Genomic DNA, 12,071 nt, shown 5'->3' on the forward strand with positions numbered 1-12,071 from the left:
GGGCTCGCGGCCGCTGTCTCGCTGCGCTGCGGGGAGGAGGGGCACCTCGCCGACCTCGCGGTCGAGCCGAAGATCTACCCCGCCGTCCGCTCGTGGCTGGAGTCGGCGCCCCCGGGCCGCGGCGTCAACGTCACCTAGCGGAGCGGTCGGGGCGCTCCTCACGACCACCGCCCGGCTGCCACAGCACGTCCCCGCCGATCTCGAGGTTGGCCACGCGCGCGAGGATGAAGAGCAGGTCCGACAGCCGGTTGAGATAGGTCGTCGTCAGCGGGTTGACTCCGCCGGTGCCGCGCTCGTCGGCGACCTCGGTGCCGTAGACCTCACGCGCTGCCCACGCGGAGCGCTCCGCACGCCGCACGACGGTCGTTGCGTGGTGCAGGTGGGCCGAGCCGGCCGTGCCCCCCGGCAGGATGAAGGAGCGCAGCTTGTCCACCTGCGTCAGGTAGTGGTCGCAGTCGGCCTCGAGCTCGTCGACCCAGGCCTGCTTGACGCGCAGCGGCGGGTACTCGGGGTCGGCCTGCAGCGGCGTCGACAGGTCGGCGCCGAGGTCGAAGAGGTCGTTCTGCACCCGGGTGAGGGTCGCGACGATCTCATCCGTGAGGCCGCCCGTCGCGATGGCCACCCCGATGACCGCATTGGCCTCGTTGGCGTCGGCGTAGGCCTGCAGCCGCACGTCCGTCTTGGCGGTCCGGCTGAAGTCGCCGAGCGCCGTCGTGCCCTCGTCGCCGGTGCGGGTGTAGATCCTCGTGAGGTTGACCATGGGGCCATCGTGGCAGAGGCCGAAGGGGGGACCCCGGTGACGTGGTCCTGACCGAGTACTGGTCATGGCGTGATCACATCGTGATTGCCACCTGCTGCGCCCGGCACGCGACGCACGCCACACTGGACGAGTCAGGACGACGCATCAGGGGAAGGCAGGTGAGCGTCATGAGCGCGATGACCGCGCTGGCGCCCGTGGGTGGCGTGGGAGCCACCCGGGTCCGGGTGCACGCCCCCTTCGACCTGCGGCACAGCGCCGACCTGCGGCAGGAGTTCATCCGGGCCATCCGCGAGGGCAACGACCTGCTCGTCGACATCTCCGAGTCCACCGTCGTCGACCAGGTCGGCTTCGCGACGCTTGTCGGTGCCCACGCCCGGGCCGCCCGCGCCGGACGTCGCCTGCGCTTCACCGGCGCGGACGAGCGCACGACCCGGCTCCTGCGCCGCGCCGGGCTGGCTCGGCTGCTCGCCGAGACGCCCGCTCCGGCGGTGGCGTTGCGGGGTCGGCGGACCCCCTTCGCCGTCTGACGCGCTCCTCCGACCACGCCGGATAGGGTCCACCCTGTGACTCGATCTGCACCCGCTGCTGCCCGAAGCGGTCGGGACGTCGGGGTGGACCTGGCTCGGGGGCTCGCCGGGGTGGGGATGATCCTCTCCCACGTGAGCATCTGGGCCCGTGATGCCCCCGTCCACTCCGGTGCCGTCGGAGTCCTGCTGGGGCAGTTCACCAACATGGCGGCTCCCACCTTCGCCCTGCTCATGGGAGTGTCGGTCGGGCTCGTCTCCCAGCGTCCGGGAGCGGTCAGCGGCCAGCTGGTGCGGCGCGACTGGGTGCGCGGTGTGATCTACATCGTGCTTGGTCTGCTGCTCGCCAGGCTGCACACCCCGATCGCGATCGTCCTGCACTTCCTCGGCGCCACGCTGGTCTTCGGCACCGTCCTCGCCCGACTGTCCACGCGATGGCTCCTCCCGCTCACCGTCGTGCTCGCCGCGGTGGGTCCGTGGGTCAATGCCCGTGCCCGGGCGGCCCTCTCGTCCGACCTCGGCTGGCTCCACGACTACCCGCTGACCTGGCTGACCCTGTCTCCGAGCTACCAGGTGACAACCATCCTGCCGATCTTCTGCGCCGGGGTGCTGGTCTCCCGGTGGCGCTTGTCGGCACGCTCCCTCCTCGTCCTGGCGGGAGTCGGCGCCGTTGCCTACGCGGGCTTCCTCCTGCTGCATGTCACGGGTATGGGGCAGCAGCACCCCGGGACGTACTACGACTTCCTCGGCAACATCGGCCGCTCCTTCATCGGGACCGCCGTCGTGGTCATCGTCGGGGACCGACTGCACGGGACCGCGCGTCGGCTCGTGCGACCGCTGACGGCGATGGGCGCGATGTCGCTGTCCGCCTACGTCCTCCAGGTCCTCCTCTTCGTTGCGCTCCTGCGTGTGGCCGACTCGCTGTGGCTCGTCACGCACTGGTGGGTGACCTTCGTCGGGGTGCCGCTGTGCGTCATGGCAGCCGCCTGGGCGTGGCAGACCCAGTGGGGGCGGGGCCCGCTCGAGCGAGGGCTGCGTCTGCTGACCCAACGGGTCCCCTGAGCAGGGGTGTGGCGTCCTTCACCGCGGAAGGGGGTACGCCCGGTCGCCGCGCACGGGTACCTTGCCCTCATGGCCGACAGCACCGATGCCCCCACTCCTGCCGCCGAGGCCGCCCGCCCCGAGCGTGACCGCCCGTGGGTGATGCGCACCTACGCCGGGCACTCCAGCGCCGCAGCGTCCAACGAGCTCTACCGGCGCAACCTCGCCAAGGGGCAGACCGGTCTGTCCGTCGCCTTCGACCTGCCGACGCAGACGGGCTACGACCCCGACCACGTGCTCAGCCGTGGCGAGGTCGGCAAGGTCGGCGTGCCGATCAGCCACATCGGTGACATGCGGCGCCTCTTCGACCAGATCCCCCTCGGCGAGATGAACACGTCGATGACGATCAACGCCGTCGCGATGTACATGCTCGCGCTCTACCAGGTCGCCGCCGAGGAGCAGGCCGAGGCTGCCGGGCAGGACCGCGCCGAGGTGCGCGCCCGCCTGGCCGGCACGACGCAGAACGACATCATCAAGGAGTACCTGAGCCGCGGGACCTACGTCTTCCCGCCCGGGCCCTCGATGCGCCTCATCACCGACATGGTGACGTACACCGTCGGCGAGATCCCCAAGTGGAACCCGATCAACATCTGCAGCTACCACCTGCAGGAGGCCGGGGCGACTCCCGTCCAGGAGATCGCCTACTCGATGTCCACCGCGCTCGCCGTGCTCGACGCCGTCAAGGAGTCCGGCCGGGTGCCCGAGGAGGACTTCGGCAAGGTCGTCGCGCGCATCTCCTTCTTCGTCAACGCTGGCGTGCGCTTCGTCGAGGAGATGTGCAAGATGCGCGCCTTCGTCGAGCTGTGGGACGAGATCTGCCGGGAGCGCTACGGCGTCACCGACCCCAAGCAGCGCCGCTTCCGCTACGGCGTCCAGGTCAACAGCCTCGGACTGACCGAGGCCCAGCCGGAAAACAACGTCCAGCGGATCGTCCTCGAGATGCTCGCGGTCACGCTGAGCAAGGACGCGCGCGCCCGCGCCGTCCAGCTGCCCGCGTGGAACGAGGCGCTCGGCCTGCCCCGCCCGTGGGACCAGCAGTGGTCGCTGCGCCTGCAGCAGGTCCTCGCCTTCGAGTCCGACCTGCTCGAGTACGACGACCTCTTCGCCGGCTCGACGGTCGTGGAGAAGAAGGTCGCCGAGCTCGTCGAGGGGGCCAAGGCCGAGATCCAGCGCATCCAGGACATGGGCGGTGCCGTGCCGGCCGTCGAGTCCGGGTACATGAAGAACGCCCTCGTCGCGAGCCACGCCCTGCGCCGCCAGCGCATCGAGGCCGGCGAGGACATCGTCGTGGGTGTCAACAAGTTCGAGACCACCGAGCCAAACCCGCTGACGGCCGACCTCGACACCGCGATCCAGACCGTCGACGCCGACGTCGAGGCCAAGGCGATCGAGGCGGTCCGCGCGTGGCGCGCCGAGCGCGACGCCGACCCGGCCGGGGCGCAGGCCGCCCAGGAGGCCGTCGCCCGACTCCAGGAGGTCGCCGCGACGAGCGACAACCTCTTCGAGGCCTCGCTCGCGTGCGCCCGGGCGGGTGTCACCGTCGGGGAGTGGGCGCAGGCCCTGCGCGAGGTCTTCGGCGAGTTCCGCGCCCCCACCGGCGTCTCCGGCTCGGTCGGCGTCGCCGACGGCGGCTCGGCCGACCTCGTCGCCGTCCGCGACCGCGTGCGGGCCACGGGGGAGGAGCTCGGCGAAAAGCTGCGCGTCCTCGTCGGCAAGCCCGGCCTCGACGGGCACTCCAACGGCGCCGAGCAGATCGCGGTGCGCGCCCGTGATGCGGGCTTCGAGGTCATCTACCAGGGCATCCGACTCACGCCGGAGCAGATCGTCTCCGCGGCCGTCGCGGAGGACGTCGACCTCGTCGGCGTCTCGATCCTCTCCGGGTCGCACATGGAGCTCGTCCCGGACGTGCTCGACGGCCTCAAGGCCCAGGCGCCGGTGACATCCCCGTCATCGTCGGCGGCATCATCCCGGAGTCGGACGCGGCGAAGCTGCGCGAGCTCGGTGTCGCGGCCGTCTTCACGCCCAAGGACTTCGGGCTCAACGAGATCATGGGCCGCTTCCTCGACATCATCCGCGACAACCGCGGCCTGCCGGCGCTCGAGACGGCCGAGGCCTGATCCGTCAGGGCTAGCCTGCGGGTATGGCCCTGCACTGCCCGGCGACGTTGCTCGTCGCCGCCCCACCGCGCGATGTGGGGGCGGCGACGGCGCTCATCGACGCGCTCGCGGGTGACCGGGTGCTGGCCGTCGCCTGCGCCCCGGGTGATGTGGCGGGGGAGCAGCTCGCGCAGCTGCTCGACGTGCCGCTCGAGACCGAGCCGGGGCTGCTCGAGGGGCCGCCGACCTCGCCGGTGCTCGGCGAGATCGCCGACCTGCACCGGGGCGAGACCGTGCTCGTCCTCGCGCCGGGCACCGCGGCGGGGGAGACCCCCTTCGCCCGCCTCGAGGTGAGCTGACCCGACCTGCCCACCCCACCTGCGCATTTCCCTAGGGAAATGCGCAAGGGAGTGGTCATTTCCCTAGGGAAATGCGGGTAGGAGTGCGCATTTCCCTAGGGAAATGCGGGCGGGGGCGGTGGGCGTCAGAAGAGGCGGTGGGCGCTGTTGTCGATGCCCTTGAGCTCGTCGTAGTCGAGCGTCACGCAGCGGATGCCGCGGTCCTCGGCGAGGGTGCGGGCCTGGGGCTTGATGACCTGCGCCGCGAAGACCCCGGTGACCGGGCGCAGGGCGGGGTCGCGGTTCATCAGCTCGAGGTAGCGGGTCAGCTGCTCGACGCCGTCGATCTCGCCGCGGCGCTTGATCTCGACGGCGACGGAGACCCCCTTCGCGTCCTTGGCGAGGATGTCCACCGGACCGATGGCGGTCATGTACTCGCGGCGCACGAGGGCGTAGCCCTCACCGAGGGTCTCGATGTGCTCCGCCAGCAGCTTTTGCAGGTGAGCCTCGACACCGTCCTTGACCAGACCGGGGTCGACACCGAGGTCGTGGGCCGAGTCGTGGTGCACCTCGTGCAGCTTGACCCGCAAGCGGTCCTCCGTCTTGGCGTGCTGCACCACCCAGACCGCCTCGACTCCCTCCGTGGCCTCCGTCTCGTCCGGCTCGACCTCGGCCATGGAGCACGGGGGAGCCATCCAGTTCAAGGGCTTGTAGGAGCCGCCGTCGCTGTGGACGAGGACCGAACCATCGGCCTTGACCATGAGCAGACGGGTCGCCAGGGGCAGGTGGGCATTGAGTCGCCCCTCGTAGTCGACACTGCAGGTCGCAATCACCACTCGCACCCCGCAGACCCTACGCGTCCGACGACATGCCTGTGCGGACCATCACGCCGCCGCCCCCTACCGACCGGTCAGACGGACTGCGATAGTGCCGACATGTCTGACTCCCGCGCCCTTGCTGACGCCCTGGTCTTCCCGTACCTGAACCACGCCGCCTCGATGTTCGACGAGCAGTACGCCTCCCGCGAGGACATCGACAACGGCATGCGCTTCGGATGCGGCCTGCCCAAGGGACCGCTCACGGTCATCGACGAGCTCGGCCTCGAGACCGTCCGCGACGCGCTCGCCGCGCGCTTCGCCGAGACCAACGACCCCCGCCACCAGCCCAACCCGGCCATCGAGCGCCTCATCTCCGAGGGCCGCACCGGCAAGGCCGCGGGCCAGGGCTTCTACAGCTACGCCGGGGACGAGGTCGTCGCCGACGAGCTGACCCCCGCCGCGAACGGCCAGGGTGCCGCCCGCCCGATCAAGACCGTGGGCGTCGTCGGCTCCGGCACGATGGCCAGCGGCATCGTCGAGGTCTTCGCGGCCAACGGCTTCCCCGTCACCTACGTCGCCCGCACGCAGGACAAGGTCGACGCCGTGCAGGCCAAGATCGCCAAGAACCTCTCCCGCCAGGTCGACAAGGGCCGCCTCGAGCAGGGCGACGCCGACGCGATCCTCGGCCGCCTCACCGGCGCCACCGAGCGCGAGGCGCTCGGCGACGTCGACATCGTCGTCGAGGCCATCGCCGAGGAGATCGGCATCAAGAACCAGCTCTTCGCCGACCTCGACCGCATCTGCAAGCCCGGTGCGATCCTCGCCACGACGACCTCCTCGCTGTCCATCGCCGACCTCGCCGCGCAGACCAAGCGCCCGCAGGACGTCGTCGGGATGCACTTCTTCAACCCGGCCCCGATCATGAAGCTGGTCGAGGTCATCAACCACCCGACGACCGGCCAGGACGTGCTCGACACCGTCCAGGACCTGTGCCGCAGCACCCGCAAGGTCGCCGTCAGCTGCGCCGACCGCTCCGGCTTCATCGTCAACGCGCTGCTCTTCCCCTACCTCAACGACGCCATCAAGGCGCACGAGGAGGGTGCCGAGCTCGACGTCATCGACGGCGCCATCACCGAGCACTACGGCTACCCGATGGGCCCCTTCGCGCTGCTCGACGTCGTCGGCAACGACGTCGCGCTCGCGATCGAGGAGGAGTTGCTCGCGGAGTTCCAGCACGAGTCCCTCACGCCGGCCCCGCTCCTGCGTGAGGTCGTCGCCGCGGGCAAGCTCGGCCGCAAGACGGGCGAGGGCTTCCGCACCTACTGATCCCGCCCACCTGCCACGGCCCCGGACCCTCCCTTCGGTCCGGGGCCGTGGCACGTCGAGGTCACGGTGACGAGGGGGCCAGCAGCTCCGGAGGGACCAGCGAGGCACCCACGACCCCGCTGAGGAGCAGCGGGTCGACGGGCTCACCGCGCCGCAGCACGCTGATCGCCCCCGACGGCTCGAAGGTCACCGCGACGACCTCCTCGTGATGGCGCACCCCGGCGAGCCGCAGCCGCGACTGGAGCTCGCCCGGGAGGACGTGGCAGCGGCGCATGTGCGCCTCGATGACGTGCGGGCCGGCCATGAGCAGGACCGGAGGGTTGACGATCGTGCGCTGGATCCACCCGCGATGCCGTAGCACCCCGAGGAGTCCCTGCATCGACACGAGCGTCGTCAGGGCGACGAGCCCGCTGCCGAGCACCGGGAAGTCGCCGAGGGAGGCCCGCCCGATGATCGAGCCGAAGGCGATGACCGCGACGAGGTCGAAGCTCGACATGCCCGAGAGGACCCGCTGACCCAGAACTCGCACGAGCAGGAGCATCGCGAGGTACATGCCGGCCGTGCCCACGGCCACGGAGACCGCCTCCGTCGGGGTGATCCAGAGCAGGTCGCGCACAGGTCCTCGATTCGTCGGTCGGCGTCGAGCCGGACCGACTGGCCCGGCGGGCGGGGCGTGGGACAGCATGGTCCCATGCCCCGCAGCAACCGTCGTCGCCGTGACGAGCACCGCCCGCTCGCGCTCGGGCGCGCGCCGCAGACGCGGGAGACGTGGATGGGGCGCACGTGGATCGTGCGGCGGCTGAGCGGGCAGACCTCCGAGCGCACGTACTCCTGCCCCGGGTGCACGCACGAGATCCGACCGGGCACGCCGCACGTCGTCGTCTGGCCCGACGACGGGCTCGGGGGAGTGGACGACCGACGGCACTGGCACTCTCGCTGCTGGCAGTCGCGCGACCAGGGGCGCTACGGGCGCTGACCCTGGCCCCGTAGGTGCTGGTGCACTACCTGCACGGTGCAACAATCAGCGGGTGCTCCTACGCCTCGTGCGCCGCCACATGGGCGGCACCGGCGGCCGGGTCCTCCTGCTCCTCGTCCTGCAGCTGGCTGCGACCCTCGCCTCCCTCTACCTGCCCAGCCTCAACGGCGAGATCATCGACAACGGCGTCTCGACGGGCGACACCGACTACATCCTCCGCCACGGCGGGCTGATGCTCGGCGTCTCGGTCCTGCAGATCGTCACGACGATCGCGGCGACCTGGGTGGGCGCCGGCCTGTCCGCGTCGATGGCCGCCCGGTTGCGGGCCGCGGTCTTCGCCAAGGTCGGGAGCTTCAGCGCGCAGGAGGTCGCCCGGTTCGGCGCCCCGACGCTCATCTCGCGCACGACCAATGATGTCACCCAGGTGCAGACCGTCACCAACATGGCGCTGACGATGATGGTGACCGCCCCGATGATGATGGTCGGCGGCCTCATCATGGCGCTGCGCGAGGACGTCGGCCTCAGCTGGCTCGTCGCCGTGGCCGTGCCCCTGCTCGCCGTGTCGGTCGGCCTGGTCATCCACGCGATGATCCCCAACTTCCGGCGCATGCAGACCAGCGTCGACACGGTCAACCGGATCCTGCGCGAGCAGATCACCGGCGTGCGCGTGGTGCGTGCCTTCGTGCGCGAAGGGAGCGAGCGCGAGCGTTTCGAGGTGGCCAACACCGACTACACCGCGTCGGCGGTGGCCGTGGGCCGGCTGATGTCGCTCGCCTTCCCGATCGTCATGGTCATCCTCAACCTCTCGACCGTGGCGGTCCTGTGGGTCGGTGCGCACCGGATCGAGGACGGGCAGATGCAGATCGGGGCGCTCACGGCCTTCATGACCTATCTCATGCAGATCCTCATGTCGGTGATGATGGCGACCTTCATGTCGATGATGCTGCCGCGCGCCGCGGTCTCAGCCGGGCGCATCGACGAGGTGCTGACGACCGAGTCGAGCGTCGTCCACGCACGCGACCCGCAGCCGATGGTCGAGGACCGCCCCACGGTCGTCCTCGAAGCCGTCGAGTTCAGCTACCCCGGAGCCGACTCGCCCGTGCTGTGCGACGTCGACCTGCGGGCCGAGCCGGGCCGCACCACCGCGATCATCGGCTCGACGGGCGCGGGCAAGACGACCCTGCTCGACCTCGTGGCGCGGCTGCACGACGTGACCGGCGGCAGGGTGCTCGTCGGGGGCGTCGACGTCCGCGAGCTCGACCCCGAGCAGCTGTGGGCGAGCATGGCGCTCGTGCCGCAGAAGGCCTTCCTCTTCAGCGGGACCATCGCCTCCAACCTCCGCCAGGCCAAGCCCGAAGCGACCGATGACGAGCTGTGGGAGGCACTGCGCGTGGCCCAGGCCGAGGACTTCGTCCGGGCCCTCGACCTCGGGCTCGACGCCCCGGTCGCCCAAGGCGGGAGCAACCTCTCGGGCGGGCAGCGCCAACGGCTGTCCATCGCCCGCGCGATCGTGCGCCGGCCGGCGATCTACCTGCTCGACGACTCCTTCTCCGCGCTCGACCTGACGACCGATGCGAGGCTGCGCGCCGCCCTTCGTCCGGTCGTCGCCGACAGCGTCGTCCTCGTCGTCGCGCAGCGAGTCTCGTCGATCATCGACGCCGACCACATCGTCGTCCTCGACGACGGGAGGGTCGTCGGCGACGGCACCCACGACCAGCTGCTCGAAACCTGCCCGACCTACGTCGAGATCGTCGAGTCCCAGGCGTCGCGGGAGGAGGCCGCATGAGCGCGAGCGAAGTTCCCACCGCGGAGGAAAAGGCCGCGCAGGCACGAAGGGGGCCGGGCGCCGCCGCCCGTCGCGGACCCATGCAGATGGGCACTCCGGGGGAGAAGTCGCAGGACTTCCTCCCTTCGGCGGGGCGCCTGCTCGGGCGACTGCGACCGGAGCGCGGCCGCGTGCTCACCGCCATCGCGCTCGCGGTGGTCTCCGTCGGGCTGAGCGCCGTCGGGCCGCTCATCGTGGCCCGAGCCACCGACCTGATCTTCGCCGGGTGGGTCGGCTCCGAGCTACCCGCCGGCGTGCCCCTCGAGACGATCGTCGAGCAGGTGCGTGCGGGTGGGGACAGCGACCGCGCCGACATGCTCGCCGCGATGCCGCACCTCGTCCCCGGGCAGGGCATGGACTTCGCCGCCATCGGCCGGGTGCTGCTGCTCGCGGTCGGCCTCTACGCCGTCGCCGCCGTGCTGTCGTGGCTGCAGGGGCGGGTCATCGTGCACGCGGTCAACCGGGTCGTCTTCGACCTGCGTGCCGAGGTCGAGGCGAAGCTCCACCGGCTGCCGCTGCCCTACTTCGACCGGCAGCCGCGAGGAGAGCTGCTCAGCCGGGTCACCAACGACATCGACAACGTCGCGCAGTCGCTGCAGCAGACGCTCAGCCAGCTGCTGACGAGCCTGATCACCGTCGTCGCGATGGTCTCGATGATGGTGTGGATCTCGCCGCTGCTCAGCCTCATCGCGCTGGTGACGATCCCGATCTCCATCGTCCTCACCGGGGCGATCGGCAAGCGCAGCCAGCGCCACTTCATCCAGCAGTGGACGTCCACCGGTGAGGTCAGCGCCGTCATCGAGGAGACCTACACGGGCCACGCGCTCGTCAAGGTCTTCGGGCGGCAGGCGGAGGTCGACGCGGCCTTCGCCGAGCGCAACGAGGAGCTGCGGGCCGCGGGCTTCGACGCGCAGTTCGTCAGCGGCATCATCATGCCCGCGATGATGTTCGTCGGGAACCTCAACTACGTCGTCATCGCCGTCGTCGGTGGCCTGCGGGTCGCCTCCGGGACGATGACGCTCGGCGACGTCACCGCCTTCATCCAGTACTCGCGGCAGTTCACCCAGCCCCTGACCCAGGTCGCGTCGATGGCCAACCTCATGCAGTCCGGCGTCGCCTCTGCCGAGCGGGTCTTCGAGGTGCTCGACGCGCCGGAGCAGAGCGAGGACCCCGCGGTGCCCGCAGCGCGCGGCGACGGGCACGGGCGGGTCGAGTTCGAGGACGTGTCCTTCCGCTACGACTCCGCGAAGCCGCTCATCGAGGGGCTCAACCTCGTCGTCGAGCCGGGACAGACGGTCGCGATCGTCGGGCCGACCGGCGCCGGGAAGACGACGCTCGTCAACCTCATCATGCGCTTCTACGAGCTCGACTCCGGGCGGATCACCATCGACGGTGTCGACATCACGGCCATGTCCCGCGCCGAGCTGCGCTCGCGCACCGGCATGGTCCTGCAGGACACGTGGCTCTTCAGCGGCACCATCGGCGACAACATCGCCTACGGGCGGCCGGGGGCGACGCGCGAGCAGGTGCGGGCCGCTGCGGAGGCGACCTACGTCGACCGCTTCGTCCACTCGCTGCCCGACGGGTACGACACCCACCTCGACGACGAAGGGGGCAACATCTCCGCCGGCGAGAAGCAGCTGGTGACCATCGCCCGGGCCTTCCTCGCCGACCCGAGCCTGCTCATCCTCGACGAGGCGACGAGCTCGGTCGACACCCGCACCGAGCGGCTCGTGCAACAGGCCATGGCCGCCCTGCGCGGGGACCGGACGAGCTTCGTCATCGCCCACCGGCTCTCGACGATCCGCGACGCGGATCTCATCGTCGTCATGGAGCAGGGCCGCATCGTCGAGCAGGGCACGCACGAGACGCTCCTGGCGGCCGAGGGCGCCTACGCGCGGCTCTACCGCAGCCAGTTCGCCGCAGCCGTCACGGAGCTGGACATCTCGGTCAGCCTCGCCTGAGGAGCGCCGCGCAGCCCGAGGCAGGGGGCCGCTCCCGGCGAGGAGGGTCGGCGCGCTGCCGACGTCCTTCGTCGTCGGGTCGTCCCGTTGTCCTTCTCGACGTCGGCTTGACGCTGCGCCGACCCTCCTCGCCGTCCGCTCCCTTCGCTCGACCACAGGAGCGCCCCACGGCATGACGAAGGGGGCCGCACCGGTGATGGCGGATTCATGGGGTGCTCGCAACACCGTGTGGATTTGGCCCTGGTGGTTAGGCCTCCTGGAGTAGATCACGAAGACGCTCGGCTGGGGTTGCCCAGTCGAGCGTCGTTTCGTGGTCTGGCGTTGKAGCTCTTGGGCGACGTAC

11 protein-coding genes are annotated in these 12,071 nt (G+C 70.8%); 8 read left to right on the top strand and 3 right to left on the bottom strand.

Annotated features, from left to right (window positions below; genetic code table 11):
* Positions 1 to 130: 130 nt before the first annotated feature.
* Positions 131 to 760, bottom strand: coding sequence for a cob(I)yrinic acid a,c-diamide adenosyltransferase (locus B277_RS15320; protein ID WP_007929958.1), 630 nt, complete (start codon positions 758 to 760; stop codon positions 131 to 133).
* 167 nt (positions 761 to 927) lie between these two features.
* On the opposite strand from B277_RS15320, the gene B277_RS15325 reads away from it, so the two are divergent.
* From B277_RS15325 to B277_RS15340, 4 genes are all read left to right on the top strand, one after another.
* The gene (locus tag B277_RS15325) at positions 928 to 1,287 is read left to right on the top strand and encodes an STAS domain-containing protein (protein ID WP_128276980.1); all 360 of its coding nucleotides are present in this window, start codon (positions 928 to 930) and stop codon (positions 1,285 to 1,287) included.
* 84 nt (positions 1,288 to 1,371) lie between these two features.
* Positions 1,372 to 2,346: a DUF418 domain-containing protein gene (locus tag B277_RS15330; protein WP_007929964.1), complete on the top strand. Its 975-nt coding sequence runs from the start codon at positions 1,372 to 1,374 to the stop codon at positions 2,344 to 2,346.
* Positions 2,347 to 2,415: 69 nt separating this feature from the next.
* Positions 2,416 to 4,617, top strand: a complete 2,202-nt coding sequence (locus B277_RS15335; protein WP_007929965.1) for a methylmalonyl-CoA mutase family protein — start codon at positions 2,416 to 2,418, stop codon at positions 4,615 to 4,617.
* The gene (locus B277_RS15340; RefSeq protein WP_128276983.1) at positions 4,526 to 4,840 is read left to right on the top strand and encodes a hypothetical protein; all 315 of its coding nucleotides are present in this window, start codon (positions 4,526 to 4,528) and stop codon (positions 4,838 to 4,840) included. Before B277_RS15335 ends, B277_RS15340 begins: the two co-directional genes overlap by 92 nt.
* A gap of 125 nt (positions 4,841 to 4,965) precedes the next feature.
* Here B277_RS15340 and nucS read toward each other — a convergent pair whose 3' ends face one another.
* Entirely contained in the window at positions 4,966 to 5,661 is a 696-nt protein-coding gene (nucS, locus tag B277_RS15345; protein WP_007929967.1) for an endonuclease NucS, read from the bottom strand.
* 93 nt (positions 5,662 to 5,754) lie between these two features.
* Between nucS and B277_RS15350 the strand changes: the two genes are divergently transcribed.
* Complete coding sequence (locus B277_RS15350) at positions 5,755 to 6,963, top strand: 3-hydroxyacyl-CoA dehydrogenase family protein (protein ID WP_007929969.1); 1,209 nt, start codon at positions 5,755 to 5,757, stop codon at positions 6,961 to 6,963.
* A 61-nt stretch (positions 6,964 to 7,024) separates the two neighbouring features.
* Here B277_RS15350 and B277_RS15355 read toward each other — a convergent pair whose 3' ends face one another.
* Positions 7,025 to 7,579, bottom strand: a complete 555-nt coding sequence (locus tag B277_RS15355) for a DUF421 domain-containing protein (RefSeq protein WP_007929971.1) — start codon at positions 7,577 to 7,579, stop codon at positions 7,025 to 7,027.
* A 75-nt stretch (positions 7,580 to 7,654) separates the two neighbouring features.
* On the opposite strand from B277_RS15355, the gene B277_RS15360 reads away from it, so the two are divergent.
* The 3 genes from B277_RS15360 to B277_RS15370 are packed head-to-tail and all read left to right on the top strand — an operon-like array spanning position 7,655 to position 11,728.
* A complete protein-coding gene (locus B277_RS15360; RefSeq protein ID WP_007929973.1) occupies positions 7,655 to 7,939 on the top strand; it encodes a hypothetical protein in 285 nt (94 codons plus the stop codon).
* A 52-nt stretch (positions 7,940 to 7,991) separates the two neighbouring features.
* On the top strand, positions 7,992 to 9,725 hold the full coding sequence (locus B277_RS15365) for an ABC transporter ATP-binding protein (RefSeq protein WP_040881825.1): 1,734 nt from the start codon (positions 7,992 to 7,994) through the stop codon (positions 9,723 to 9,725).
* On the top strand, positions 9,722 to 11,728 hold the full coding sequence (locus B277_RS15370; protein ID WP_040881827.1) for an ABC transporter ATP-binding protein: 2,007 nt from the start codon (positions 9,722 to 9,724) through the stop codon (positions 11,726 to 11,728). The genes B277_RS15365 and B277_RS15370 overlap by 4 nt, the downstream gene beginning before the upstream one ends.
* Positions 11,729 to 12,071 lie beyond the last annotated feature (343 nt).

This window comes from Janibacter hoylei PVAS-1 (genome assembly GCF_000297495.1).
In the GTDB taxonomy this organism is placed as follows: Bacteria; Actinomycetota; Actinomycetes; order Actinomycetales; family Dermatophilaceae; genus Janibacter; species Janibacter hoylei.